The following is a 24,676-nucleotide window of genomic DNA, read 5'->3' on the forward strand; positions in this document are numbered from 1 at the left end:
AAGATACGGGCACCCACCGACCGGTTCGGGTGTCCAGGCCGCTGACCGAGGGCGCGGCCAACTATTCGACAACACCTCATCAGTAACACTGGTCACATCCGTATCGATGACCTACGGTCGAGGGCCATGGACACCAAGCGCTGGAGTTCGACGGTTCGCCGCAGTTTCACCGCGCTGTCGCTGGTCGCGCTGGCCGGGCTCGTGCCCGTGCCCGCGCAGGCCGGGCCGAGCGGGCCCGATGTGTCGTCCTGGCAGCATGTGGACGGCCGGATGATCGACTGGCACGCGGTCCGCGCGGCCGGTCATCAGTTCGCGATGGTCAAGGCCACCGAGGGGCTGCACTACGTCAATCCGTACTTCGTAGCGGACAGCCTGCTCATGCGCACGGCCGGCATCGCCCGCGGCACCTACCATTTCGCCAGACCGGAGCTGCCGCCCGAACCGCAGGCGGCGCTGTACGCGACCACGGTCCTCGGCCAGAACGGACCGCTCGACCTGCCGCCGGTGCTGGATCTGGAGACCTCGGGCGGCCTGCCACCGGACGCGCTGATCGACTGGACGCAGCGCTACCTGAACACGGTTCAGGCCATCACCGGCCGCGCCCCGATCATCTACACCTACCCGAACTTCTGGAAGACGGCGATGGCCGACACCAGCCTGTTCACCCGCTACCCCCTGTGGATCGCCGACTACCGCGGCGAAGCCGAACCCGAAGTCCCCGGCAACTGGCCCGCCTGGACCTTCTGGCAGACCACCGACCGTGGCAGCATCCCCGGCATCGGCGGCGCCACCGACGTCAACGTCTACAGCGGCGCCCAGGGCGACTTCGCCCGCTTCGCCAACATACCGAGCTTCGGCAGCAGCTAGCCGCCACGATTTCATCCGCAACGGGTGAGGTCGCGAGGCCGCCCAGCCGCGATCCTGCCTACGACGGCAGACGACGGAGGAGCGCGGGATGAGCATCGTGGTAGACGTGGACAACTTCACCCGGGTCGAGTCCGACACGATGATCCAGCGCATGCTGCCGATCATCGGCGGACTCGGCGTGTTCAAGCACGACCGTGAGCTCGCCCCACTGGACCAACAGCCGGTGATCCGCCAGAACCGCGACACGCTCTACTCGACCGCCATCGTCGCGCTCGTCGACGGCAGCGCCACGCTGACCGTCCCGGAAGCGGGCGAACGCTACCTGTCGGTGATGGTGATCAACCAGGACCACTACATCAATCGCGTGTTCCACCGCGCGGGCACCTACGAACTGACGCGCGCGGACTTCGGCACCGACTATGTCGTCGTCGCCGCGCGAATCCTGTTCGACCCCAACGACCCGGCCGACCTCGCCGAGGTCCACCGGCTCCAGGACGGCCTGACCGTCGAAGCCGGACCGCAGCCCGCCTTCGACTACCCCGACTACGACGCCGCGAGCCACAAGCAGGTCCGCGACGCCCTGTTGGCACTGAGCAAGACGATGGTCGGGTTCACCCGGGCGTTCGGCAGCGCCGAGCAAGTCGACCCCATCCACCATCTGGTCGGCACGGCGGCGGGTTGGGGCGGCCTGCCCGATGCCGAGGCGTACTACCTCAACATCACCCCGGAACTGCCCGTCGGTGAGTACACGATGACTTTCCGCGATGTCCCCGCCGATGCCTTCTGGTCGCTGAGCGTCTACAACGGCGACGGCTACTTCGAGCCCGGCCCCAGCGGCATCACGAACGTGAACTCGGTCTTCGCCGCCCGCAACGAGGACGGCTCCACCACGGTCCGCCTCGGCTCGACCGGTCCCGGCGTCGAGAACGGCATTCCGCTGCCCGCGGGCTGGAATCTCCTGATCCGCCTCTACCGCCCCAGGCTCGACGATCTCGCCGACTGGCAGGTACCGAAGGTCGAGCCTGCATGACAAACGCCACCACCAGAATATGGTCATACTTGTGACCATGAAGCTGGCTGAAGCGAAGGCAACACTGTCCGAGCTGGTCGCTCGTGTCCGCAGCCAGCACGAACGGGTGACGATCACTGTGCACGGCGAGTCCCAGAAAACGACGAAGCCGCTACTCGCCCAGTCGAGTAGCGGCTTCATCAGCGGGACGGGTGTCGGCTAGACGCCGATGCGGCCGCCGTTCTTCTTCCACACCACCGCGACAGCCGGGCGGGGCTGGGCCGTGCCGCCGTCGGGCCAGTGGGACTGCGGGTTGTCGGGGGTGGCGTCGTCGGCCTCGCCCGGGTGCTGGACCGCGACGATGACGCGCTGCTCGGTGACGATCGGGCCGCAGGTCTCGGCGCCCTTGGGGACGGTGAGGAACTGTTTGGTCTCACCGCGGTTGGGGCCGTCGAGGATCACCGAGAACAGGCCGTCGTTGGTCTTGAGGGCGTTGCCGTCGGTGGAGATCCACAGGTTGCCGTACGGGTCGAAGGCCAGGTTGTCCGGGCAGGAGATCGGGCTGACCTTGGTCTTGTCGAAGCCGGCGAAATAGGTGTCGGCGGCGGCGGGGTCACCGCAGACCAGCAGCAGCGACCAGGTGAAGTCGGTGCCGGTGTGGTTGTCGGTGAGCTCGAGGACCTGGCCGTTCTTGTTCAGCTTGCGCGGGTTGGCCTCGTCGACGCCCGGCTTGTCGTCCTTGGCGCGGTTGTCGTTGTTGGTCAGCGCCACGTAGACCTTGCCGGTGAACGGGTTGGCCTCGAAGTCCTCGGGGCGGTCCATCTTGGTGGCGCCGACCTTGTCGGCGGCCAGGCGGGTGAACACCGCGACCTCGGCGGCGCTCATGCCGTCCACCAGGGACTTGCCCTTGCCGTCGTCGCCGGTCTCGAGCAGCGGAATCCACTGGCCCTTACCGGTGAAGCCCTTGTCGGAGGGAACGGTGCCGCTGCCGTCGATCTTGTCGGGGTGGTCGCCGGTCAGCTTCGCGACGTAGAGGGTGCCCGCGTCGAGGATCGTCATGTTGTGCCGCATCGCCGAAGCGCCGGTGCCGGACTGGATCTTGCGCGAGGACACGAACTTGTACATGTAGTCGAACTTCTCGTCGTCGCCGGTGTAGGAGACGACGTCACCCTTGTCGGTGACATAGATCGAGGCGCCCTCGTGCTTGAGCCTGCCCATCGCCGAGTGCTTGACCGGCGTCGACGTGGCGTCCCACGGGTTCACCTCGACGACATACCCGAAACGGTTGGCCTCGTTGGGTTCCTGGCTCAGGTCGAAGCGCTTGTCGGTGCGCTCCCACTGGTTCGGGGTGCCGCCCTTGGGGAAGCCATAGCGCTTGACCCGGCCCTGCGGGTCGGAGGCCTTGTCGCCGTTGGCGAAGTAGCCGTTGAAGTTCTCCTCACCGGAAAGCACGGTGCCCCAGGGGGTCACGCCACCGGCGCAGTTGGCGAAGGTACCGAGCACCTTGGTGCCGGAGGGGTCGGCGCCGGTGACGGTGAACGCGCTGCCCGCGGCGGGGCCGGTGAGGGTGAACTCGGTGTCGGCGGTGACGCGGCGGTTGTACTTGCCGAAGACGGGGGTGAGCTTGCCGGAACCGGCCTCGCCCTTGACCTCGACGACGGTCATGCCGTGCGCGGCCTTGGTGATGGCGATCTGCTCGTCGGTCGCGGCGTCCTTGTTGTAACCGCGGAACATCATCGGGCCGGTGGTGTACTCATGGTTGACCACGAGCAGGTAGCTGTTGGCCTGGCCCTCGATCGGCAGCAGCGCGGCGAAGTCGTTGTTGTAGCCGAACTGCTTGGCCTGCGCGGCCGCGCTCTGCTTGTCGAAGTCGAACGCGGGGGCGTCGGCGAAGATCGGATCGCCCCAGCGGAGCACGACCTGCTGCTCGTAGCCGTCCGGGATGACCAGCGCGTCTTCCTTGTTCGGCGCGACGGCGGTGAACGCCGTTCCGGTGCCGGGAGTGCCCGCCGGCGTCGGCGCCGGGGTGGTGGCGGTCTCGGCGGCGTCGTCGCCGCAGGCGGCCAGCGCGCCCGCCGCGCCGAGGGCGAGCACGGCGGCGGCGCCGCCCTTGATCAGGCCGCGACGGTTCAGGCCGCTGACGATGTCACCGAAGTAGGCGCCCTCGGACGTGTTCGGCGGCTCGTGGAAGCAAGCGTTGCCGCACTTGTATTCACAGGTCAGGGCGGCGCGTGCCGACTGGCCGTCGTGCTTGACGAACAGGGCGAGCGGTTTCGGACTCACGGTGACTCCTGAGTAGGTCGGACTTCGCCGCACGGTAGGCAGCCCAGGCGAGCCATCGGGAACGCGAAGATGAACACACGACCAAAACTCGGCGAGTGCTGTACTCGCCGAGTTCGGTGGGTTCGGTTGTCATCAGGCGTTGACCGGCAGGGCGATCACCACCTCCTGCTCGTTGCCGGGCAGGTAGTGCACCTGCAGGATCCGGCCGACCTGCACGTGGCCGATCGCCGAGGGCGGCAGGAACTTCTCGGCGCTGGTCTGGAAGGTGCTGCCGTCCGGGCGGGTGACCACCAGGCCGAGGATGATCTCGGTGTACCCACCGCGGATCCGGCCGGGGACGTCGAGGCTGCGGACCACCGCCTGGGCGGCCAGGCCGCGCTCGGCGATGTCGAGCTTGCCGCGGGTGGTGATGCCCTTGCGGATGAGCGATTCGTTCATCGCCCGCTGCGCGGCACCGGAGTCGCCGGAGCGGTCCACCTCGACCTTGTCGGTGCGGCCCGGCAGATACCGGACCGGCAGCACGACGCCGGGCTGCAGCAGCGCCAGCTCGGTGAGTGGCACGATCATCTTGGCGTGCGAGTCGAAGACCTTCCCGTCCGCGCCTTCGACGCGGAATTCGATCCGCACCTGCGGCTGATCGTTGACCGAGACCCCGGTCTGGCGGAACGAGGTGATGGTGCCGATGCCCACCTCGCCCTGGCGGAACTCGCCGCTGTTACGGCCGGTGAAGGCCTCCATGATGCCGTCGCCGGTGAAGGCGAAGACCATCGGCACGATGGTCAGGGCGATGATCGGCAGCGCCATCTGCGGGCCGACCCAGCCGAGCATGCCGCCGGTGAACTCGTCGGGGGTGTAGGTGAGGCCGTAGTAGAGGTAGTAGCCGATGGACAGGACCCCGAAGGCGACCGCGGCCGCGCGGAGCTTGGATTTCATGATTCCTCCTCGTGAAGTGGTGCGACCGGGTCGCGATCAGGTCAGGCGATCGTGGTGCAGGCGAAGGTGATGTCGAACTTCGCGGTGGCCGGGCCCGCCAGCGGGTTGGTCATGTCGGGGGCGCTGACGCCCTCGCCGGTGATGCGGAAGGTGTTGCCGTCCTTGGCGAGCTTGGCCGAGCCGCCCGGCTGGCCGTTGCCGTAGCCGACCGCGTAGGGCAGGCCGTTGGAGCCGCCCTGGGTGCCGGCGATCGCCACCGCCTGGACGGTGTCGCCCTCGACCGAGGCGCTGACCGAGAGGTTGCCGTAGGTGGCGTTGGCCAGGTCGGTCAGCGCGAGCGCCAGGGTGCCGCCCTGCTTGGCGCAGGTGGTGTCGAACTTGGCGGCGAATTCCTTGCCGTCGACGCTGGCGGTGGACTTGCCCGCGGCGGGCGCCGGGGCGGCCGAGCCGGTGCTCGACGGGGTCGAGCTGGTGCCGGAGTCGCTGCAGCCGGTGACGAACAGCGCGGTGGCGGCGGCGGAAGCGGCGAGGGCGGCGATCAGCTTGGTGTTCATGGTGTTTCCGTTCTCTCGGTTGAGCGGGCCGGTTCTCGGTGGCCCGTTGAGAAAAAGGTAGAAATCATCGGCGCCCTACCGATCCCAACTTTTCCGTGCGCCACCCGCCGGAAATGCCGTTAACCTGGTCGAATGCGAAGACCCCGCGCCCTGGTGCTCGACGAGGTGTGGCGCGGGCTCGACGGCGTCGACGCCTTGAGCGGGCCACAGGGCGGCCCGCTGCGCCGCACTGTGAAGCTGATCCTCGACCCGCTGGTCATCCGGCCTGTGCAGCATCCGCTGTGCGCGGGCACCGTGCTCTCCGCCGACGGCAGCACGCTGCTGACCTCGCTGGTGCTGGCCCAGTCCGACGTGCTGCGGGCCTGCGCCGAGTGGTTCACCGTGCTCAAGCAGGTGCGCCGGGCGCTGCGGATCACCGAGGGCAATGCCCAGGACCTGTACTTCCAGCGCTGTTTCGAACTGGCGACCGTGCACGGCGCGCCCGGCCCGGACGCGCGGGCACGGGCCGAGGCGATGCTGCGCGAGGTGCACGAGAGCACCGGCGGGCGCACCACGGCGGCCCTGAAAGACCATGTGACCGACCCGCATCGGCTGGTGGAGCTCACCGCGCTGCTCGACGTCGCCTGGAACCGGCGGCCGCTCTCGGAGTTCGGGGTCCGCGATCTGGCGCCCGCGCTGACCGAACTGCTCGAGGCGAGCACCCTGGCCCGCGACGGTGATCCCGCCGACGCGGGCCCTCTGCTCGACGAACTCGTCGAGGACCAAGCGGGCACCCACCGCGGCATCGCGCTGTGGCGCGCGCACCCGGCGCACGGCGCCGACGACCTCGGACTGACGATGCACACCTGTCCCCAGCGTCCCGACCTGGGCGCTTCGGCGTCGACCGCGAATCTCGGACTGCCGTTCGACCGCACCGTGTACGAGCGGGTCTTCACCGTGCTGCAAGGCAGTGTCGACCGCACCGATCTCCCGGACATCCCGGAGCTGGTCACCACGGAGATCTCCCGCAGTTGCTCGCCGTGGGGTCTGCTGGACGAATCGCTGCGGGTGACCGCGGCCGCGGGTTGCGAACTGGCACTGGGACTCTCGCCGATCACTACCTCCGACGATGGCGACACCGGGTCCTCGCGCGCCCACGAGGTGGTCAACAGCCGCTGGCGACGGGAGGCGTACGTGCTGCAGGCGCGGCGTTACGCGGTCCATGTGGTCGACGGCGCGACCGGCCCGCTGGCCGCCGTCGCCGCCGAACTGCGCACGCCGTGGCGTCCCTATCTGCGCAGGTTATGGGTCCGGCTGCACGGGCGCGACGTGCGGGAGATGCCGGTCTTCGAGCCGGGCGAGCTGTGGGATCTGCTCGACGGGGTCGCGCGCTCGGTGATCCTGGACCACCGCACCAGGGTGAAGCAAGCGCTCACCACCCTGGGTGAGCACGCGACGATGCGAGCGAGGGCGAGCTGATGACGACGATCCGCGTCCAGCGCGCGGCGGGCACCGTGACACTGATTCCCCAGGACGCGCCCACCACCCCGCCGACAGTGCTCGACGACACGCCCACCCTCGACGCGCTCGTGCTCGACGTGGTCGGCGGCCATCTGAGCTGGAGTCTGCTTGCCGGACAGTCACTTCCGGCCGCCGTGCTGGACGACCCGGACGCCGCGCAGGATTGGCTGTGGGCCGTCTACGGCGAGGAGGCCGCGCTCACCGTCGCAGACGGACAGCGACGCACCCTGACCGCCGCCCCGCTACGGCCCGACCTCACGGCCGCGCTGCGGCGACTCGCGTACGCGCACTGGGCGACTCGGTGGTGGCCCGCGTCGACCGTCGATGGCATTCCCGCGCTCGATCCGGCGCTGCTGGCCGCCGATGTCGAGGAGTTGACCGAGGCATGCGATATGGCGCTCGACGTCGAAGTGCCGACATCACTCGACCGCCTGGCCGGATTCGGAGTATCCGATCGGACGTCGGCAGCGAATTCGGTAGCGGCGGAGGACCCTTCCCGAGGCGGCGGCGGGCCGAGCGGGTCAGCGGATTCGACGGGGCAGGAATGGCCCGGTCTCCGGGCCGAGCAGTCCGACACCGGGCCGGGGTCCACCCGCGCGGACGATTACGCGCTCGCCGCGGGCGGTGCCGGCGAAACCGGCGGCCTCGTGTTCGCGCGCGGCAGTGGTGAATGCGACTGGCGTCGGTGTCCGCCCGGCCTCCTCGACGCGGGCGGCGGCGCGGTGTCATGGCAGGTCCTGCGGACGGACGGAGTATCGACTGTGCAGGTCAGCGTGGTCGCGGCACCCGGTTGCCCGCGCGAGGTGCCCGCGCATCTGCGCCCGCACGCACGCATCACCGCCGGTGCCGAGGTCGCCGAGGTGGCGTTGCGACGCCGAGGTGACGCCTGGGTCGGCGCGGCCCGAGTCGGCGAGTTCCTCGGCCGCGAACTGACCGTGGACGTTTTCGTGCCCGGTGTCGGACCGGCGGGCCCGCAGCCGGACGAGGCACCCGCGCGCGGACTGATCCGGGACTTCGCCCGGCAGCGGCTCACCGGATCGTCGACCGGCGAACCGCTGCTCGGCGCCGAAGCCGTGGCCGCCGCGGATGATTCGGACTTCTGATGCTCGCGGCGAATCCCCCGATGTCGAGCGCCGCGACGGCGCGGGCCACGACAGCCGAACGCGACGACCGTCCCCGACCGAGGCGAGGTAGCAGATGGCAGCGGTAGGCAAGACCTCCGACAAGGACGATGCCCAGCTCACCGAGGGGTACGAGGCGTATCAGCGCGGCGATCTCGTCGGCGCGCTGGCGATCTTCGAGCGGGTGGCCGACGGCGCGGCGCCGCGGTTGCGCAGCGCGGCGCTGATCAATGCCGCGAGCATGGCCGACGAGATCGGCGAGCATCGGCGCTCGGTCGAGTTGCTCCAGACCGCGCTGGCCGTGCTGCCCGAGGACGCGGCGCACCAGCGGCCCGCCGCCCTGGTCAACCTGTCGCAGGCGCAACAGCATCTCGGTGAGCTCGACGCGGCGCAGCAGTCGCTCGAGCAAGCGCGCGAGCTGCTCGCCGACACCACCGACCAGGGCATGGTCCGGGTGGCCTGCCTGCTCTCGCTGACCGCGGTGGCGCTGCACCGCGGGCAGTGGGCGCACGCCGCCGAGCTGGCGCACGAATCACTGGGCGCGACCGAACGTTTCGCGCCGGAACTGGCGGGCCATCCGTTGATGAACCTGGCCGCGAGCTCGTTCGAGACCGGCAGGCACGAGATGGCCTTCGACTTCGCCCGGCAGGCGATGAGCGCCTTCGCCGCGACCGGCGATCAGGCCGCGGTCGCCGAGGCGTCGCAGAACCTGGCGATCATGCTGGTCAGGGCGGGGCGCTACGACGAGGCCGAGGAGCCGCTGCGCTCCAGCCAGGAATTCTTCGAGGGCGCCGAGCTGGGGCACTGGTCCGGAATCGGCTACAAGACGCTGGGTTTCCTCGCGGAAGGCCGCGGCGACTACGTCGCCGCGCGCACCCACTACCTGCGGGCACTGGATCGTTTCGACAGCACCGGGGTGGTCCTCGACGCCGCCGACGTCCGGTTGCGACTGGCCACCGTGCTGTTCGCCCTCGGCGACCCGCGGCGCTGTGAGGAGCTGCTCGCGGCGGCCTTCGCCGAGTACTCGGCACACGCCCTCGGCCTGCACTGCGCCCAGCTCGACTACTGGCACGCCGAACTGCTGCACACCGCGATCGAGCGGGCCACGCACCCGGATCCGGCGCTGGTCGCGCAGGGGGTCGGGCTCGCGGTGCCCGCCGCGCTGGCGATCGACGCGGTGCGCCACACCCTGCCCAACGGCAACCAGCGCGAGCACTGGCATCGCGCCGTCGCCGCGCCTGCCATGCGGCTGGCCTTCCGCTTCGCGGTGCTGTCCGGGGACGGGCAGCTGGTCAGCGATCTGATCGACACCCAGTGCGCGGGAACGAGTCTCGATCCGGCGGCCTTCGACGACACGGTCACGCCCACGCTCGGATTCGAATTGCTCGACGCCCCCGACGAGGAGCCCGTCTTCGCGCCCGCGCTCCAGCTCGGCGCGGCCCTCGCCGACGTCGCCGCCGCCGCGGGCATTCCCGTCGCACCACCGCCGCGATTGTCCGACGACGGCCGCATCGTGCTGTCGGACTTCATCTCCTACGCCGAGCGACGCTACGCGCGGCCGGTGCGCGACGACCGGGTGATCACGCTATGAACGCCCCGACCGCCGTGATCAGGATGGCCGACGCCGGCGATGTCTACGTGTCGTGGCGGTGGGACGACGACACCGCCGCCCGTGGCGTCGGTACCCTGCCCAGGGATCAGGTTCGCGAGGTGCTGCGGCTGCTGGGCGACGCGGTCCCCGACCCCGCGCGTCCCGACGAGCTGCGGCGGGTGATGACCGAGGGCGCGCTGGCGAACCCCACCGCGGAAAACGATCTGGCCCAGGCGCTTTCCCGGGCTCTGCTGCCCTATGGGCTCGCCGTGCAGCTCTACGAGCTGTCCCAGCGCGGCATCCGGCCGCATCTGCGGATCCAGCCCTCGCCGCGCCTGGCGCAGGTGCCGTGGGAGATCATCGCGCCCGATCCCGAACTCCGGCTGCTCGATATCGCCGATGTCAGTCTGCTCGCGCCCGCCTCGGTGGTACACGCGCCGGAACGGGTCGTGCGTCGCTGGACCGAGACCGCCGATCTACCGGTCGTCGCGGTGCTCGATCCGCGCGTGCCCGGCTATCGGGCGGACTCCGAGCTGGGCTCGGTCCTCGGCAGGCCGAGCGCCGACACCCTGGTGGCCCAGCATTTCAGCCGCTACGACGGCAGGCTGGTCCCGCACGTCGGCGATCCGGTCGCCCTGTTCCGCCGCACCGACACCGACCGCGAGTGGCTGTCCACGGCGCTGCGGGCCGGCGCCAGCCGACTCGTGTACGTCGGCCATGTCACCGCGCCGCCGCCCGAGTCGGGCGAGAGCGAGCACGCCGAGCTGCACCTGAGTTGCACCGCCGACGCGCGCGGCCTGGCGACCCCCACCCGCACCCATCGTCCGCTGTCGGCCAAGGACCTGCTGCTCGGCACGCACACCATCGACCCCGCCCCCACGGCCGGCCGCGCGCTGTGGCCGATGCCGAGCCGGGTCGCCCTGATCGCCTGCGAGAGCGGCGGTGACCTGCGCTTCACCGAGGCCCTCGGCCTCACCACGGCCGCGCTGTCGGCCGGCGCGGAACTGGTGACCGCCACCCGGTGGCCGCTGCCCACCGATCACGCCTTCCACACCTTGACCGCCGCCACCGGGTCTCCGTTGCAGGCCGCCATCTGCGCCGTCGACACGGCGCACGATTCGTCCACACCGGTCCCCACGCTGCTGACCTGGCAGCGGGCGCGGCTGGACGCGTGGCGAGCTGACCCGGCCCCCGAGAACTCCCCGCTGCTCTGGGCGGCTTTCGCCACCGTGACCGACTGAGGACCTACTCGGGCAGGCCGAGGCCGGCGGCGAGCACCGGCCACGACCGATGGAAGGCGTCGCGCCAGTAACCCCACGAATGGGTGCCGGTGGCCTGGCGGTCGAAGGTGGCCGGGATGCCCAGCTCGCCGAGCCTGGTCTCCAGATTGCGGGTGCACCAGTTGACCGCGGCCTCGATGACGCCGCCGACGATGAGCTGATTCGCCAGGCCGGCCGGGGTCGGGTTCATCATGTACGGATCGTCGACGCTGTCGTGCGGGCCGGGCAGACCGGAGGAATCGGAGACGAACAGCCTTGTGCCGCGCAGTTTCTCGGCGTGCAGCACCGGATCGTTGGCGGCCCACGCCGGGTCGTCGTCGGCGCCGTACATATTGCGCACATCGCCGCCGCCGTAGGTCTGCACCACCAGCTTGGTGAACTGCTGACCGATCGGATCGGCGATCTGCGCGCACCCGCTGTATCCGGCGACGGACTGATAGAAGCCGGGCCTGGCCTCGGCCAGCTGGAGCACGGCCGTCGCGGTCATCGAGTTCGCGGCGATGGCGTTGACGCCGTTGGTCCCGAGGGCCTGATCGACCAGTGGCGGCAGCTCGTCGAGCAGGAAGGTGCGCCATTTGTTGCGGCCCAGCGTCGGGTCGTCGCGCTGCCAATCGGTGTAGTACGCCCAGGCGCCACCGATCGGCATCACCACGTTGACGTCCTTGGTGGCGAGGAAATCGCCGACGTCGGTGTTCTGCCACCAGGTCGCCCGGTCCTCGCCGCCGCCCGCGCCGTTGAGCAGGTAGAGCACCGGTCGCGGCCGTGAGGCGTCCTTCGGTCGCTGCACCTTGATCGTGACGGCCTTGTTCATCGCGGCCGAGAAGACCAGCATGCTCAGATCGCGCTCGCCGATCCGGCTGGAGACGATGTGCGAGCCGTCGGCCGTGGTCGGCGTCGCGAGCAGCTTCTTCGATTCGACGATCGAATCACCGCCCTCGGCCAGGCCGTTGCCCGCGCCGAGGACGGTGGCGCATACCGCCAGCACGCACGCGGCGGTCCCCGAAGCCAGTGCGCGCCTGATTGTTCCGACCATCCGCCGAGCTCTCCCCAGAAACTTGAATCGGCAGACATTCGGTTGACCGCCAGGACACCGAACAGTATCCGGCGGGTGCTCGGCCGTCGAGCCGACAGTATTGCGGGCGCGCGACGGCGGTCAGCGGATCAGTGGTCGTCGTAGTGACCGTCGTGGGCCGCGTGCCGGTGGCCGTCGTGGATGTAGTCGACGTGGTCACCGTGTGGCACCGCGACATGCCCGCATCCGGGGCCGTGGACGTGGTCGTGGGTGGAGTGCTGGACGTGTGCTGTGGTCTCGCACTCGTCGAAGTGGCCGTCGTGTTCGCGGTGCAGGTGGCCGTCGTGGACGTAGTCGACGTGATCTTCGTGCGGAACCGCGACATGCCCGCAGGTGGGGCCGTGGACGTGGGTGTGTTCTGGATGCTCGACATGTGCCGTTGTCATCGGTGCTCTCCCTGTACTCGTACCGGTCGATTCACGCTGGAACACCCTCGACATTAACAGTTGCGCATGTGTTGCCATAACCGCGTTCGACCTGGTCAGAGGACCTGGTCGAGGAAGCGGCGCAGGCGCGGGGTCGCGGCGTCGTCGAACACGGCGTCGGGGGTGCCGGTCTCCACGACGACGCCCTGGTCCATGAACACGACGCTGTCGGAGACGCTACGGGCGAAGCCCATCTCGTGGGTCACCACGATCATCGACATGCCGCCCGAGGCGAGGTCGGCCATCAGCGCGAGCACTCCCTTGACCAGCTCCGGGTCCAGCGCCGAGGTGGCCTCGTCGAAGAACATGAGCTCCGGCTTCATGGCCAGCGCGCGGGCGATGGCCACGCGCTGCTGCTGGCCGCCGGACAGCGCGGCGGGCCTGGCGTCGGCCTTGCCGGCGAGCCCGACGATCTCGAGCTGTTCCAGCGCCAGCGCCCGCGCCTGCTCGGCCGACAGCCCGCGCAGCTTGCGCGGGCCGAGCGCGACATTGTCGGCGACCGTCTTGTGCGGGAACAGGTTGAAGTGCTGGAAGACCATGCCGATGCGCTGACGCAGCTTGTCGGGATCGTCGCGCAGCACCGACTTGCCGTCGAGCAGCACGTCGCCGGAATCGGGCTCGTGCAGGCGGTTGAGCACCCGCAGCAGGGTCGACTTGCCCGAGCCCGACGGGCCGATGACGGTCGTCGCGTGGCCGGCCTCGACGTGGATGTCGACCCCGCGCAGGATGTGGTTGTTGCCCAGCGTCAGGTGGAGGCCGGTGCCGGTCAAGGAGGCACTCATGCGCCGCGTCCTTCCGTGATGACAGCCTGCTCGATCGGGTCGGCGGGCGTCGGTTTGCCGGTGCGCATCCGCCCGTCGATGTAGTTCACCAGGTGGGTGAGCGGGATGGTCAGCACGAGATACATCAGGCCCGCGGCGACCAGCGGGGACAGGTTGCCGGTCTGGGCGTTGAGGTCGCGGCCGACAGCGAACAGCTCACGCTGGGAGGCGAGCAGGCCGAGGAAGTAGATCAGCGACGAGTCCTTGATCAGCGCGATGAATTGGTTCATCAGCGCGGGCAGCACCCGCCGCACCCCCTGCGGGATCACTACCAGCGTCATCGCCTGGCGGTAGCCGAAACCGATGGCGCGGGCGGCTTCGAGCTGGCCCGGCTCGACCGACTGGATGCCGGAGCGGAAGATCTCGCCGATGTAGGCGGCCGCGAGCAGCGCCAGCGCGATCGCGCCGAGCCAGTACGGGTTGCCGCCGGTGATGTCGCGGACGACCGGACCGATGCCGAGGCCGATCAGCAGGATGATCACGACGGCGGGCAGACCACGGAAGATGTCGGTGTAGACGCGGGCGGGCCAGCGCAACCAGCGGGTGCGCGAGATCCCCATCACCGCCAGGATCATGCCGAGCACCGTGCCGAGCACGCCCGACACCAGCGCCAGGATCAGCGTGTTCGGCAGACCGGTCTTGATCAGATCGGGAAAGGCTTTGCGGTACAGGGACCAGTCGAAGAACGTGTCCTTCAACTGCTGCAGGGTCGACTTCTGCACCGCCTGCTCGGTCTGCCCCGGCTCCTGCGCCGCGGCGATCGCGGCGAAGTCCGGAAGTTGCGGGGCTGGCACGGCTTTGGAGCCGGGCTTCCAGCCCGGCGGCAGTTCACGCGGTACCCAGTCCTCGTAGAGCCGGGCGTAGGTGCCGTCGGCGATCACCGCGTCCAGGCCGGAGTTCAGCGCGTCGATGAGCGGCTGATTGTTCTTGGCGACGGCGTAGCCGACGAAATTGTCCAGGCTGAAGGTGTTCTCCGAGACCACGATTCCGTCGCCGGGCTTGATCGCGCCCTCGGCCTGGGCCGACGGGGCGACCCAGGCGTCGACCTGACCCGACTTCAGATTCGCGTAGGCGGTGTTGTAGTCGGGGAACTTCACCGGATCCAGCTTCAGCTGGTTGACCACGAACTCGTCCTGCACGGTGCCCTGCACGACCGCGATCCTGGTGCTGCCGCTCAGATCACCGAAGCCCTTGATGGCGCTGCCCTGCGGCACGACCAGCGAGAAGTAACCGAAGTCGTAGCCGTTGGTGAAACCGACCAGCTCCCGCCTGGCGTCGGTGGTGGTGATGTTCGACGAGCCCACGTCGAACCGCTTGCCCGAGACCTGTGCGAGCAGACCGGCGAACTCCGTACCCGAGAACTCGACCCGCAGTCCGAGCTTCTCGCCGATAGCCCTGAGCAATTCGTTGTCGAAGCCGGTGAACGTGCCCTGCCCGTTCACGCAGATGCTCGGCGGCGCGTCCGACAGGGTGCCGACGCTGAGCGTCCCGGGATTGAGCAGTCCGAGCTTGCCGGTATCGATCGACTCGATCGGCGCGGTGGTCGCGGTGGTGTAGCGATCGGTGCCCGCGGTCGCCGAGGAGGCGAGGTTGGTCGGCGCGGCCGTGGCCGCGCTCGCGCCGGGTGGGGAACACAGATCACGGGTCGCCGTGTCACCACTGTCGCCACAGCCGGTCGCGGCCACGCCGACGAGCAGTAACAACGCGGCTAACCGCGCCCGGGTTCGCACAGCACGCACACCTGCCATGGCGATAGACCCTAGCCGCAACCTTGCACGGCGAGGGTTACGCGCACCCCGCGTCGGGACGGATCAGCAGGTCAGGCGAGGCCTTCCAGGAGTTCGGGGTTCACATCGTCGCGCCATTCGATGGCCTTGCGCACGGTGCCGAGGTCGTAGTCGGGCCCGGAGACGCCGACGGTGAACAGCGTGACACCCGCGGCGTGCAACGCGTCGGCTTGCTCGCGACCCTGCCACTGCACCGACCGCTCGATCCGGTCCGCGTCGGCACCGACGGCGGCGGCGTGCTCGGCGAGGACCTTGTTCTTGTGCGCCAGCGTGTCCACATCGACGAAGGAATGCCAGATGTCGGCGTACTCGGCGACCAGGCGCAGCGTCTTGCGCTCGCCGCCACCGCCGATCAGGATCGGGATCTCCCGGACCGGCCCCGGGTTCAGCTTCGCCAGCCTCGTCTTGATCCGGGCCAGGTTGTCCTTCAACAGGTTCAGCCGGGTGCCCGGGGTACCGAAGTCGTAGCCGTACTCGTCGTAGTCCCGCTGGAACCAGCCGGCGCCGATCCCGAGGATCAGCCTGCCGCCGCTGATGTGGTCGACCGTGCGGGCCATATCGGCGAGCAGATCGGGATTGCGGTAGCCGCCGCCGGTGACCAGCGCGCCGAGTTCGACCCGCTCGGTCTGCTCGGCCCACGCGCCGAGCATGGTCCAGCACTCGAAATGCGCGCCGGCGGGGTCACCGGTGAGCGGGAAGAAGTGGTCCCAGTTGAAGACGATGTCCACGCCCGCGTCCTCCGCGCGCAACACCGCGTCGCGGATGAGCGCGTAGTCGGGCGCGTGCTGCGGCTGAAGCTGGACTCCGATACGGACTGGACGACTCATACCGCGCTCCTCGGCACTCGGGTGGACTCCGCGCCCGAGGCTACCCGGAAATACCGAGCGGGTCCGGGCGGGCCGCTACGATCCCAGCGACCCTGTACTCGGATCGTCCGGCACGTTCCTGCCGGGATGGGATGTTGAACTACGCATGGCTACCGTCACCTTCGACCGCGCCACCAGGCTCTACGCCGGTGCGACCACACCCGCCGTCGACGCACTCGACCTGGAGATCGCCGACGGCGAATTCCTGGTCCTCGTCGGCCCGTCCGGCTGTGGCAAGTCCACCTCGCTGCGCATGCTGGCCGGCCTCGAGGAGGTCAACGGCGGCCGGATCCTGATCGGCGACAACGACGTCACCAACGCCGAGCCCAAGGATCGCGACATCGCGATGGTGTTCCAGAACTACGCGCTCTACCCGCACATGTCGGTCGCGGAGAACATGGGCTTCGCGCTGAAGCTGGCCAAGGTGTCCAAGGCCGAGCGCGACCAGCGCGTGCTGGAGGCGGCCAAGCTGCTCGACCTCGAGCAGTACCTCGACCGCAAGCCCAAGGCGCTGTCGGGCGGTCAACGTCAGCGCGTGGCGATGGGCCGCGCGATCGTGCGCCAGCCGCAGGTGTTCCTGATGGACGAGCCGCTGTCGAACCTCGACGCCAAGCTGCGCGTGCAGACCCGCACCCAGATCGCCCAGCTGCAGCGCAGGCTCGGCACCACCACCGTCTACGTCACCCACGACCAGGTCGAGGCCATGACGATGGGCGACCGCGTCGCCGTGCTCAAGGACGGCCTGCTGCAGCAGTGCGCCTCGCCGCGCGATCTCTATCGCGATCCGGCGAACGTGTTCGTCGCCGGGTTCATGGGCTCGCCCGCGATGAACCTGTTCACGCTGCCCGTCGCCGACGGCACGGTCACCATCGGCGGCTACCCGGTGCGGGTGCCGCGCGCGGTGGCCGACGCGGGCGAGGGCTCGGTCGTGCTCGGCATCCGGCCCGAACACCTCGAGGTGGGCAAGGGTGGGCTGCGGATGGAGGTCGACGTGGTCGAGGAGCTCGGCTCCGACGCCTACGTCTACGGTCGCGCGCTGGCCGACGGTGCGGGCGGGCAGGCCGGGGAGACCATTGTGGCGCGGGTGGATTGGCGCAGGCCGCCGGCCAGGGGCGAGCTGCTGGAGCTGACCACCGATCCCGAGCACGTGTACTTCTTCAGCGCCGTGGACGGTCGTCGGCTGCGCTGACTGCGGTCCGGGCGGGCGATCGGTGTCGCTCGCCCGGCTCCGCGCACGTCCGATTCAGCTGTGCGCGTAGTCGCTCGGCGAATGCCCTCACCTGGGCCTATGCTGACCGGGCCCCGGCATTCGCCGGGCGGGGGTCGCGACAGACGAGGTAGCGGAAAATGCGCGTAGCAGTACTCGGCACAGGGCAGGTCGGCCGTCGGCTGGCGAGCAAGCTGGTCGAGATCGGGCACACGGTGACGATGGGGTCGCGCACGGCCGACAATCCCGACGCCACCGCCTGGGCGGCCGAAACCGGCGGCGCTCACGGCACTTTCGCCGACGCGGCGGCCGCCGCCGAGCTGATCGTCAACGCCACCTCCGGCACCGTCTCGCTGGCCGCGCTCACCGCGGCGGGCGCGGCGAACCTGCGCGGCAAGGTCGTCGTCGACGTGTCGAACCCGCTCGACTTCTCCCAGGGCTTCCCGCCGAAACTCGTCGTGCCCGCCGAGGGCAGCGTGGCCGAGTCGCTCCAGGCCGCCTTCCCCGACGCGTTCGTCGTGAAGACGCTCAACACCACCAACAACCAGGTGATGGTGGACCCCGGCCGGATCCCGGGCAAGCACAGCATCTTCCTCAGCGGTGACGACGCCGCCGCCAAGAAGACCGTCACCGAGGTGCTCACCGCGTTCGGCTGGGCTCCGGATCAGCTCATCGACCTGGGCCCCCTCCACACCGCCCGCAGCACCGAGCCGATGGTTCTCCTCTGGGTCAGCCTGTTCCAGGCTCTCGGCACCGAGGACGTGAACATCGGCGTCTTCACCGCCTGAGTGGTTCACCTGGCGACGACCGAGTGCGTCACCCCTCGGGGCGAGGCGATCAGGTGTCCCGGCCCTTCGCGCGCTCGGCGTCGCGGTAGCGCAGGTAGTCGGGGTTGACGCGGACGGCGAGTTGCTCGAGCGGGACCTCGGTGCCGTCGGCGCTGCGCAGTTCGGCGCGGACCGGCGCACCCGTGGTGACGTCGACCCGATGCAGGGGCGCCGGGCCGGGCTGGAGGTAGGTGTCGCCCCACTGCCACAGGGCGACCACCGCGGGCAGTAGGTCGCGGCCCATCTGGGTGAGCACGTACTCGTTGCGGGTGCGCTTGCCTTCTTCCTGGTAGGGGCGCTTTTCCAGGAGCCCGGCCGCGGTGAGCTTGCGGAGCTGGCTCGCGGCGGCGGCATCGGTGATGCCGACGCGGCGGGCGAAGCCGTCGAAGCGGGTGGTGCCGTAGTACGCCTCGCGCAGGATGAGCACCGCCGAGCGCGTTCCGATCAGGTCCATGGCCCGCGCGATCGAACAGCCCGCGGTATCCCACTTGCTCAGATCGGCCAGTGGCCCTTCCATCACGGCTGCCATGACCGACATCATACCCACCTCTGACTTGAGGAGATGATAGTTAGCGCCTAAGCTGGCTATTGTTGGATAGAGTCAGCGTTGGCTCACCGTCGAAAGAGGACTCCCATGCGAGACGCGGTCATCGTCGAAGCGGTACGCACCCCCATCGGCCGGGGCAAGCCGAACGGCGCGCTCCACGACATCCATCCCGTCGACCTGCTCGCACACAGCCTGCGCGCGGTCGTCGAGCGCAGCGGCATCGACCCGGCCCTGATCGACGACGTCATCGGCGGCATCGTCACCCAGGTCGGGGAACAGGGCTCCAACATGACCCGGCGGGCCGCGCTCGCCGCCGAGTATCCCGAGTCGGTGGCGGCCACCACCGTCGACCGGCAGTGCGGCAGCAGTCAGCAAGCCATCCACTTCGCCGCCCAGGGCGTGATCGCGGGCGCCTACGACGTCGTGGTGGCCGCCGGTGTGGAGTCCATGGGCCGGGTTCCCATGGGCGCCAATCTGATCGGGGCCACCGATCTGTCCGGCGTCGCCTTCACCGAGCGTTACCCGGACGGGCTGGTACCCCAGGGAATCAGCGCCGAACTGATCGCCGCGAAGTGGGGTCTGACCCGCACCCAGCTCGACGAGTTCGCGCTCGGTAGCCACGAAAAGGCCGCTCGCGCCACCAAAGACGGACTCTTCAGCGCCGAGCTGGCACCGCTGAACGGGCTCGACACCGACGAGGGCATCCGGGTCGGCTCCACGCTCGAGACGCTCGGCAAGCTGAAGCCCGCCTACTACGACCCCGCCATGGCGGCGCGCTTCCCGCAGATCGGCTGGGAGATCACGGCGGCCTCGGCCAGCCAGGTCAGCGACGGCAGCGCGGCGGTGCTCATCATGTCCGGCGAACGCGCCGCCGAGCTGGGTCTGCGCCCGCTGGCACGGCTGCACAGCTTCGCCGTCGCCGGCGACGATCCACTGCTCATGCTCACCGCGGTCATCCCCGCGACCGAGAAGGTGCTGCGCCGTTCCGGCCTGACCCTCGACGACATCGACCTGATCGAGATCAACGAGGCCTTCTCCCCGGTCGTGCTGGCCTGGGCCCAGGAAACCGGCGCCGACCCGGCCAAGGTGAACGTCAACGGCGGCGCCATCGCCCTCGGCCACCCCCTCGGCGCGTCCGGCGCCCGCCTCACCACCACTCTCGTCCACGCCCTGCACCAGCGCGGCGCCCGCTACGGCCTGCAGACGATGTGCGAAGCAGGCGGCCTCGCCAACGCCACCATCATCGAACGCCTCTGAAACCCTGCCCGGGTCGGGCGAGGCGAAGCGCGTCCGGCGCGATCCGTGCCTGCGAGTCAACCGCGATATCGACATGCTGGTGTCGGAAGTCCCGTTCCATTACCAGCGGCCCGACACCATCGTCTACCGATGTATCGAAACGCCACGGAATCGATGGGAGACCAAGCCGACCGTCGCCGACACCATTCTGGCGGTCGAAGTCGTGTCACCGACCACTGTCACCGCGGACACCATCGATAAGCGCTCCGAATACGCCCGCTACGGCATTCAGCACTACTGGATCGTCCGGATGGCCAACGACGACGGACCCGCCGTGTCCATCGAGATGCTCACCCTCAACTCCGAGGGACGGTACGTATCGAACGGATTCCGCAATCGCACCGACGATTACGCGGCGGCCATCGATACGTTGACGCCATTTCCCGTCGTACTGACCTGGGAACAGTTGGACGAGGGCATCGACTGAGACACACCGGCGGGTTCTACGATCGCGGGGTGGGTGCCGAGACGTTCGTTTATGCGATTCCGCTGCGTACGCGGTTTCGGGGGATCACCGTGCGTGAGGGGATGTTGATTCGGGGCGAATTGGGGTGGGGAGAGTTCTGCCCGTTTCCCGAGTATGACGATCGGGAGGCGGTGGGGTGGCTGGCTACCGCGGTCGAGCAGGCGACGGTGGGGTGGCCCGCGCCGGTGCGGGATCGGGTGCCGGTGAATTGCACGGTGCCCGCGGTGGACGCGGAGCGGGCCCGGCGGATCGTGCGGGAGTCGGGGTGCGCGACGGCGAAAGTGAAGGTGGCCGATCACCCGGGGTCGTTGGCGGAGGATCTGGCTCGGGTGGCGGCGGTACGGGAAGCCATCGGGGACGGGGCGATCCGGGTCGATGCCAACGCGGTGTGGGATGTCGAGACCGCGGTTCGGCACATCGGGGAGATCGACCGGGCCGCTGGTGGATTGGAGTATGTCGAACAGCCGTGCCGGACGGTCGAGGAGCTGGCCGAGGTGCGGCGGCGGGTCGACGTGCCGATCGCGGCGGACGAGTCGATCCGGCGGGCCGAGGATCCGTTGCGGGTCGCGGTGGCGGGTGCCGCTGATGTGGCGGTGCTGAAATGCACTCCGCTGGGCGGGGTACGGCGGGCGCTGGCGGTCGCCGCGGCCGCCGGGCTGCCGACCGTGGTGTCCTCGGCGTTGGAGACCAGCGTCGGCTTGGCCGCGCAGATCGCGCTGGCAGGCACCCTGCCGGATCTCGACTTTGCCTGCGGCTTGGGCACTCTCGCACTGTTCGAAGGCGATCTGGTCGCCGATTCGCTGCGCCCGGTCGACGGCTGGCTCCCGGTGCCCACCGCCGCGCCGGAACCCGATCCGACATTGCTCGACAAGTACCGCCACCCGGATATCGACCGGACCGCGTGGTGGTTGCGGCGGTACGAGCGGGTCAGCGCGCTGCTGTCCGCCGACCCGGGGTGGTCCATGCCGCGCCGGTGACGCCCCCGCTCGCCGATCTCGGTGGTCCATCCCCTCGGCACACGCGCATCGACCCGGGCGAAGCCGAGTAGTCGACTACCCGCGACCCACGCGCCCGTCGGCGGCAGGCTCGGAGGGTGATCACCCTGCACGCGACACCGTGGAGGCGAGCGGTGGACGACAACGATCGAGCGTCCGAGCTCCGCGACCGGCTCTGGAACGACCCGGCGGTCGGTCGAGCGGCCGGTGAACGCACCGCCGCCTACGACAGCGCCGTCCTCGAGCAGTATCGGCTCTGCGTGGAGATGGCCGACCGGGTGAGCGCGCGGCGGGGGTTGGCGAACTCGTTCTTCCTGACGCTCAATACCGGCATCTTCACCCTGGTCACCGTGTTCGGGAAGTCGCCGCCCGGCGATACCGCGAGGTGGCTGGTGATTCCGTTGATCGCCGTCCTCGGGCAGTGTTTCGCCTGGTTCTACCTGGTGCGCAGCTATCGACTGCTGAACGCGGCGAAGTATCAGGTGGTGGGGGCGCTGGAGGAGCGGTTGCCCGCGTCGCCGTTCTGGAAGGGCGAATGGTGGGCACTCGGGGAGGGGCGGGATCGGGCGCGGTACTGGCCGTTGTCGCATATCGAGCAGTGGGTGCCGGTGCTGTTCGGGGTGGCCTACGTCTCCGGGTTTCTCGCCGTCGCATTCCACTGAATGGTTGTGCACAACTTAATTGTGGGCTACATTGTTGTCATGACCGACGGACTCACCCTCGACGAGCAGCTGTGCTTCCCGCTGTACGCGGCTTCGCGGGCGATGACGGCGGTCTACCGACCGAAGCTGGAACGGCTCGGACTCACCTATCCGCAGTACCTGGTCATGCTCGCGCTCTGGGAGCGCGACGGGCGCAGCGTCGGCGAGCTCGGCAAGGCGCTCGAACTGGACTCGGGAACGTTGTCTCCACTGCTCAAGCGGTTGGAGGCGACCGGGTTCGTCGAGCGCCGGCGAGCGGCCGACGACGAACGTCGCGTCGACATCGTGCTCACCGAACACGGGCGGGGCCTGCGCGCCGAGGCGTGCCGGATCCCGGTCGAGATGGCCCAGATCGCGGGACTGTCCACCGACGAGGTCACCGCACTGCGCGGACTACTGCGCAAACTCACCGACACCCTCACAGAGAAATGAGAGCTTCCATGCAGGTCCTCTACACCGCCGAAGCCCTGGCCAGCGGCGAAGGCCGCACCGGCACCGCGCGCACCACCGACGGCAAGCTCGACGTCGTGCTCGCGCCGCCGAAGGAGATGGGCGGCGACGGCGCGGGCACCAACCCCGAGCAGCTCTTCGCGGCCGGTTACGCCGCGTGCTTCCACTCGGCGCTGCGGCTGGTCGGCAAGAAGGCGGGCGCGAACATCGCCGATTCCGCGGTCGGCGCGCAGGTGTCGATCGGCCCGAACGACAACGGCGGTTTCGGACTGGCCGTCACGCTCGAGATCACCCTGCCGCACCTGTCGCGCGAGCAGGCCCAGGCCCTGGCCGAGCAGGCGCACCAGGTCTGCCCGTACTCCAACGCGACGCGCGGCAACATCGAGGTCGACCTGCAGATCGCCGAGGACTGATCCGACCCTCGAATCCCGCCGGTGCCAGACGACCGGCGGGATTCGCCGTGTTCAGGCCCCGACGGCGACGGCGGCGCGAGCGGCGGTCGGATCGACCTCAGCCGAAACGAACTCCGCAGCCGGCGAACGTCGCGCGGATCAGCAGGGCCGCTTCGGGTCCGATGACACCATCCACCAATTCGGCGTAACGAGTGCAGAATTCGGGGCCGTGCGGCACCTCCCCCGGCCCGGGGGCGAGATGGTGGGCGAGTTCGTGCAGCACTACCAGTTCACGCAACGCCCACGCGGTCACGCCGGTGTGCAGCGGGACGGCCAGCACCGCGTCGGCGGGTTCGTAGTGGGCCGCCGACGCGCCTGCTCGGGCGCGGACCCGAACCGGCACCTCGGCCCTGTCCCACCGCGCGCGCACCCAATTCAGCGCCAGCACCTTGTCCGCGTAGGACTGCACCGACTCGACCGAGGCGAAGCGTCGCTCGACGGGCAGCGTGAGCTGCGAACCGTAGACCTCGACCGTGCGGTGCCCGAACTCCTGCGCACGATCGAACACACCCCGAACCAGCTGCTCGCCGTCATAGACCTTGGCCCGCTGGGTGTCTCGACGACGACCGGAATCAGGCGAGGCCACGGCCTGCTCCGGAAGACATGGGCCCGCGCCGGTCGCCCGGACCGCTCGCGGCACCCACCGACGTCGGCAGCGCCCGACGACCCGCGTCGACGGCGGGCGGCAACGCCCCGTCCGTCCGTGCGCACGGCGAGCCGACCGTCCCCCCGCCCGTCGGCAGCGGCACTGTCCGTGACGGGCGCACGATCGCAGCGTCGCTGCTCCGTCCCGGCGAACGACCGAGCAGGTCCGCTCTCATCGGCCGAGCTTCGCCCGGGCGGCGGGCAGTTCGGGTGAGGTGCCCAATCGCGCGGCGCGCCCGGCGCGGTCGCCGGCCCGGCGCGCGGCGGCCGAGTGCCCGGTGGAAGTCTGCGGCCCGCGCCAGGTGCCGCGCGCCTCGGAGGTGGCGGTGTAGAAGTCGGTGAGGGCTACTTCCTTGTCGCGCAGGGCCAGTGCGGTGCCGGTCGACTCGGCCGGGACCTGCTCGGCGACGACCTCGGCTTTCACCTCGGCCAGACGGGCGCCGACGCGGGCCGCGAAGGCCATCTGGAAATTCAGGCGCGCGGTGACGCCGGCGACCGGCGCCTCCACCTTGCGGCGGACGGTGCGCCCGAAGCGCTTCTCGGCGACGATCTTGACGACGGTCGCCTCCCGGTAGGCGCCGGATTTGATGTAGTGATCGGACGCGCGCACCATCTGGATCAGCAGGCTCGCGTACAGAGCCTCGCAGGTGTCGATATCGGCGGCGAAACCGTAGGCGTAGACCTGCGCGGAGCTGCGGGCGACATCACAGCGCACATCGTTGGCGGCGGCGATCGCGACGAACAGCTGGACGTAGGTGCGCAGTCCCTTTCGCCCCGGTTCGCCGATCGGGATGATCCGCTGTACCGGCGTGGACCTGCGCTCGCGGTCGGCCACGTGCGACCGCGCCACGGCCAGGTCGATCGAGGATTTCGTGGCCAGGCGCTGGGCCGCGGCCAGGAACGCCTCGGCCTCGTGTTCGTTGTCGGTGGCCTCGGCCTTGCGCAGCAAACCCCCGATGCGCGAGAGCATCCGGTCGGGCG

Annotated in this window: 26 protein-coding genes; 15 read left to right on the plus strand and 11 right to left on the minus strand. The window is 69.6% G+C overall.

Annotated features, from left to right (window positions below; genetic code table 11):
• The first annotated feature begins 126 nt into the window (after positions 1-126).
• The 3 genes from ATM97_RS14610 (at position 127) to ATM97_RS14620 (ending at position 2,099) form a co-directional block, all read left to right on the plus strand.
• Positions 127-867, plus strand: a complete 741-nt coding sequence (locus ATM97_RS14610; protein WP_218718558.1) for a glycoside hydrolase family 25 protein — start codon at positions 127-129, stop codon at positions 865-867.
• A gap of 88 nt (positions 868-955) precedes the next feature.
• Complete coding sequence (locus ATM97_RS14615) at positions 956-1,897, plus strand: DUF1254 domain-containing protein (RefSeq protein WP_218718559.1); 942 nt, start codon at positions 956-958, stop codon at positions 1,895-1,897.
• Positions 1,898-1,934: 37 nt separating this feature from the next.
• Entirely contained in the window at positions 1,935-2,099 is a 165-nt protein-coding gene (locus ATM97_RS14620) for a type II toxin-antitoxin system prevent-host-death family antitoxin (protein ID WP_255587772.1), read from the plus strand.
• On the opposite strand, the gene ATM97_RS14625 is transcribed toward ATM97_RS14620, so the two are convergent.
• The 3 genes from ATM97_RS14625 to ATM97_RS14635 form a co-directional block, all read right to left on the minus strand.
• Entirely contained in the window at positions 2,096-4,159 is a 2,064-nt protein-coding gene (locus tag ATM97_RS14625; protein WP_218718561.1) for a PhoX family phosphatase, read from the minus strand. The two genes, ATM97_RS14620 and ATM97_RS14625, sit on opposite strands and share 4 nt — an antisense overlap.
• A gap of 132 nt (positions 4,160-4,291) precedes the next feature.
• The gene (locus ATM97_RS14630; RefSeq protein ID WP_218718562.1) at positions 4,292-5,092 is read right to left on the minus strand and encodes a hypothetical protein; all 801 of its coding nucleotides are present in this window, start codon (positions 5,090-5,092) and stop codon (positions 4,292-4,294) included.
• 41 nt (positions 5,093-5,133) lie between these two features.
• On the minus strand, positions 5,134-5,646 hold the full coding sequence (locus ATM97_RS14635; protein ID WP_218718563.1) for a lipoprotein LpqH: 513 nt from the start codon (positions 5,644-5,646) through the stop codon (positions 5,134-5,136).
• 132 nt (positions 5,647-5,778) lie between these two features.
• Between ATM97_RS14635 and ATM97_RS14640 the strand changes: the two genes are divergently transcribed.
• The 4 genes from ATM97_RS14640 (at position 5,779) to ATM97_RS14655 (ending at position 11,099) form a co-directional block, all read left to right on the plus strand.
• Entirely contained in the window at positions 5,779-7,104 is a 1,326-nt protein-coding gene (locus ATM97_RS14640; RefSeq protein WP_255587759.1) for a hypothetical protein, read from the plus strand.
• Positions 7,104-8,249: a hypothetical protein gene (locus ATM97_RS14645; RefSeq protein WP_218718564.1), complete on the plus strand. Its 1,146-nt coding sequence runs from the start codon at positions 7,104-7,106 to the stop codon at positions 8,247-8,249. The genes ATM97_RS14640 and ATM97_RS14645 overlap by 1 nt, the downstream gene beginning before the upstream one ends.
• Positions 8,250-8,343: 94 nt before the next feature.
• Complete coding sequence (locus ATM97_RS14650; RefSeq protein ID WP_218718565.1) at positions 8,344-9,858, plus strand: lipopolysaccharide assembly protein LapB; 1,515 nt, start codon at positions 8,344-8,346, stop codon at positions 9,856-9,858.
• Positions 9,855-11,099, plus strand: coding sequence for a CHAT domain-containing protein (locus ATM97_RS14655; RefSeq protein WP_218718566.1), 1,245 nt, complete (start codon positions 9,855-9,857; stop codon positions 11,097-11,099). Before ATM97_RS14650 ends, ATM97_RS14655 begins: the two co-directional genes overlap by 4 nt.
• 4 nt (positions 11,100-11,103) lie before the next feature.
• On the opposite strand, the gene ATM97_RS14660 is transcribed toward ATM97_RS14655, so the two are convergent.
• The 5 genes from ATM97_RS14660 to ATM97_RS14680 all read right to left on the minus strand — a co-directional run bounded on the left by ATM97_RS14660 (position 11,104) and on the right by ATM97_RS14680 (position 16,070).
• The gene (locus ATM97_RS14660; protein WP_218718567.1) at positions 11,104-12,171 is read right to left on the minus strand and encodes an alpha/beta hydrolase family protein; all 1,068 of its coding nucleotides are present in this window, start codon (positions 12,169-12,171) and stop codon (positions 11,104-11,106) included.
• A 128-nt stretch (positions 12,172-12,299) separates the two neighbouring features.
• On the minus strand, positions 12,300-12,596 hold the full coding sequence (locus tag ATM97_RS14665; protein ID WP_218718568.1) for a hypothetical protein: 297 nt from the start codon (positions 12,594-12,596) through the stop codon (positions 12,300-12,302).
• 95 nt (positions 12,597-12,691) lie between these two features.
• Positions 12,692-13,417: an amino acid ABC transporter ATP-binding protein gene (locus tag ATM97_RS14670; RefSeq protein ID WP_218718569.1), complete on the minus strand. Its 726-nt coding sequence runs from the start codon at positions 13,415-13,417 to the stop codon at positions 12,692-12,694.
• Positions 13,414-15,204 (minus strand): ABC transporter substrate-binding protein/permease, encoded by a 1,791-nt coding sequence (locus tag ATM97_RS14675; protein ID WP_218718570.1) that lies wholly within the window; start codon positions 15,202-15,204, stop codon positions 13,414-13,416. Before ATM97_RS14675 ends, ATM97_RS14670 begins: the two co-directional genes overlap by 4 nt.
• Before the next feature lie 71 nt (positions 15,205-15,275).
• Positions 15,276-16,070 carry an LLM class F420-dependent oxidoreductase gene (locus ATM97_RS14680; RefSeq protein WP_218718571.1) on the minus strand — a complete coding sequence of 265 codons (795 nt, stop codon included), beginning with the start codon at positions 16,068-16,070 and terminating at the stop codon, positions 15,276-15,278.
• A gap of 145 nt (positions 16,071-16,215) precedes the next feature.
• Between ATM97_RS14680 and ATM97_RS14685 the strand changes: the two genes are divergently transcribed.
• Together ATM97_RS14685 and ATM97_RS14690 are read left to right on the plus strand one after the other, a co-directional pair.
• Complete coding sequence (locus ATM97_RS14685; RefSeq protein WP_218718572.1) at positions 16,216-17,298, plus strand: ABC transporter ATP-binding protein; 1,083 nt, start codon at positions 16,216-16,218, stop codon at positions 17,296-17,298.
• Between the two features lie 158 nt (positions 17,299-17,456).
• A complete protein-coding gene (locus ATM97_RS14690; protein WP_218718573.1) occupies positions 17,457-18,104 on the plus strand; it encodes an NADPH-dependent F420 reductase in 648 nt (215 codons plus the stop codon).
• Positions 18,105-18,153: 49 nt separating this feature from the next.
• Here the strand turns inward: ATM97_RS14690 and ATM97_RS14695 are convergent, their stop codons facing one another.
• Positions 18,154-18,672: a winged helix-turn-helix transcriptional regulator gene (locus ATM97_RS14695; RefSeq protein WP_374104860.1), complete on the minus strand. Its 519-nt coding sequence runs from the start codon at positions 18,670-18,672 to the stop codon at positions 18,154-18,156.
• 105 nt (positions 18,673-18,777) lie between these two features.
• Between ATM97_RS14695 and ATM97_RS14700 the strand changes: the two genes are divergently transcribed.
• The 6 genes from ATM97_RS14700 (at position 18,778) to ATM97_RS14725 (ending at position 23,011) form a co-directional block, all read left to right on the plus strand.
• Positions 18,778-19,947: a thiolase family protein gene (locus tag ATM97_RS14700; RefSeq protein WP_218718575.1), complete on the plus strand. Its 1,170-nt coding sequence runs from the start codon at positions 18,778-18,780 to the stop codon at positions 19,945-19,947.
• A 49-nt stretch (positions 19,948-19,996) separates the two neighbouring features.
• Positions 19,997-20,413, plus strand: coding sequence for a Uma2 family endonuclease (locus ATM97_RS14705; protein WP_255587774.1), 417 nt, complete (start codon positions 19,997-19,999; stop codon positions 20,411-20,413).
• Between the two features lie 29 nt (positions 20,414-20,442).
• Positions 20,443-21,429: an o-succinylbenzoate synthase gene (locus ATM97_RS14710; RefSeq protein WP_218718577.1), complete on the plus strand. Its 987-nt coding sequence runs from the start codon at positions 20,443-20,445 to the stop codon at positions 21,427-21,429.
• 152 nt (positions 21,430-21,581) lie between these two features.
• Positions 21,582-22,109: a hypothetical protein gene (locus tag ATM97_RS14715; RefSeq protein WP_218718578.1), complete on the plus strand. Its 528-nt coding sequence runs from the start codon at positions 21,582-21,584 to the stop codon at positions 22,107-22,109.
• Between the two features lie 39 nt (positions 22,110-22,148).
• Positions 22,149-22,580: a MarR family winged helix-turn-helix transcriptional regulator gene (locus ATM97_RS14720; RefSeq protein ID WP_218718579.1), complete on the plus strand. Its 432-nt coding sequence runs from the start codon at positions 22,149-22,151 to the stop codon at positions 22,578-22,580.
• A gap of 8 nt (positions 22,581-22,588) precedes the next feature.
• Positions 22,589-23,011: an organic hydroperoxide resistance protein gene (locus ATM97_RS14725; protein WP_218718580.1), complete on the plus strand. Its 423-nt coding sequence runs from the start codon at positions 22,589-22,591 to the stop codon at positions 23,009-23,011.
• 97 nt (positions 23,012-23,108) lie between these two features.
• On the opposite strand, the gene ATM97_RS14730 is transcribed toward ATM97_RS14725, so the two are convergent.
• Positions 23,109-23,636 (minus strand): TIGR04338 family metallohydrolase, encoded by a 528-nt coding sequence (locus tag ATM97_RS14730; protein ID WP_218718581.1) that lies wholly within the window; start codon positions 23,634-23,636, stop codon positions 23,109-23,111.
• A gap of 231 nt (positions 23,637-23,867) precedes the next feature.
• Positions 23,868-24,665 (minus strand): DUF2786 domain-containing protein, encoded by a 798-nt coding sequence (locus ATM97_RS14735; protein WP_218718596.1) that lies wholly within the window; start codon positions 24,663-24,665, stop codon positions 23,868-23,870.
• Between the last annotated feature and the right edge of the window lie 11 nt (positions 24,666-24,676).

Source organism: Nocardia sp. MH4 (genome assembly GCF_019266065.1).
GTDB classification, from domain to species: domain Bacteria; phylum Actinomycetota; class Actinomycetes; order Mycobacteriales; family Mycobacteriaceae; genus Nocardia; species Nocardia canadensis.

Bases quoted from the DNA above. Each gene is read 5' to 3' on its own strand.
- ATM97_RS14725 (WP_218718580.1), top strand. From the start codon at position 22,589: ATGCAGGTCCTCTACACCGCCGAAGCCCTGGCCAGCGGCGAAGGCCGC.
- ATM97_RS14665 (WP_218718568.1), bottom strand. From the start codon at position 12,596: ATGACAACGGCACATGTCGAGCATCCAGAACACACCCACGTCCACGGC.
- ATM97_RS14660 (WP_218718567.1), bottom strand. From the start codon at position 12,171: ATGGTCGGAACAATCAGGCGCGCACTGGCTTCGGGGACCGCCGCGTGC.
- ATM97_RS14640 (WP_255587759.1), top strand. From the start codon at position 5,779: ATGCGAAGACCCCGCGCCCTGGTGCTCGACGAGGTGTGGCGCGGGCTC.
- ATM97_RS14650 (WP_218718565.1), top strand. From the start codon at position 8,344: ATGGCAGCGGTAGGCAAGACCTCCGACAAGGACGATGCCCAGCTCACC.
- ATM97_RS14645 (WP_218718564.1), top strand. From the start codon at position 7,104: ATGACGACGATCCGCGTCCAGCGCGCGGCGGGCACCGTGACACTGATT.
- ATM97_RS14735 (WP_218718596.1), bottom strand. From the start codon at position 24,665: ATGCTCTCGCGCATCGGGGGTTTGCTGCGCAAGGCCGAGGCCACCGAC.
- ATM97_RS14655 (WP_218718566.1), top strand. From the start codon at position 9,855: ATGAACGCCCCGACCGCCGTGATCAGGATGGCCGACGCCGGCGATGTC.
- ATM97_RS14690 (WP_218718573.1), top strand. From the start codon at position 17,457: ATGCGCGTAGCAGTACTCGGCACAGGGCAGGTCGGCCGTCGGCTGGCG.
- ATM97_RS14695 (WP_374104860.1), bottom strand. From the start codon at position 18,672: ATGGCAGCCGTGATGGAAGGGCCACTGGCCGATCTGAGCAAGTGGGAT.
- ATM97_RS14620 (WP_255587772.1), top strand. From the start codon at position 1,935: ATGAAGCTGGCTGAAGCGAAGGCAACACTGTCCGAGCTGGTCGCTCGT.
- ATM97_RS14685 (WP_218718572.1), top strand. From the start codon at position 16,216: ATGGCTACCGTCACCTTCGACCGCGCCACCAGGCTCTACGCCGGTGCG.
- ATM97_RS14700 (WP_218718575.1), top strand. From the start codon at position 18,778: ATGCGAGACGCGGTCATCGTCGAAGCGGTACGCACCCCCATCGGCCGG.
- ATM97_RS14630 (WP_218718562.1), bottom strand. From the start codon at position 5,092: ATGAAATCCAAGCTCCGCGCGGCCGCGGTCGCCTTCGGGGTCCTGTCC.
- ATM97_RS14670 (WP_218718569.1), bottom strand. From the start codon at position 13,417: ATGAGTGCCTCCTTGACCGGCACCGGCCTCCACCTGACGCTGGGCAAC.
- ATM97_RS14615 (WP_218718559.1), top strand. From the start codon at position 956: ATGAGCATCGTGGTAGACGTGGACAACTTCACCCGGGTCGAGTCCGAC.
- ATM97_RS14675 (WP_218718570.1), bottom strand. From the start codon at position 15,204: ATGGCAGGTGTGCGTGCTGTGCGAACCCGGGCGCGGTTAGCCGCGTTG.
- ATM97_RS14635 (WP_218718563.1), bottom strand. From the start codon at position 5,646: ATGAACACCAAGCTGATCGCCGCCCTCGCCGCTTCCGCCGCCGCCACC.
- ATM97_RS14680 (WP_218718571.1), bottom strand. From the start codon at position 16,070: ATGAGTCGTCCAGTCCGTATCGGAGTCCAGCTTCAGCCGCAGCACGCG.
- ATM97_RS14610 (WP_218718558.1), top strand. From the start codon at position 127: ATGGACACCAAGCGCTGGAGTTCGACGGTTCGCCGCAGTTTCACCGCG.
- ATM97_RS14720 (WP_218718579.1), top strand. From the start codon at position 22,149: ATGACCGACGGACTCACCCTCGACGAGCAGCTGTGCTTCCCGCTGTAC.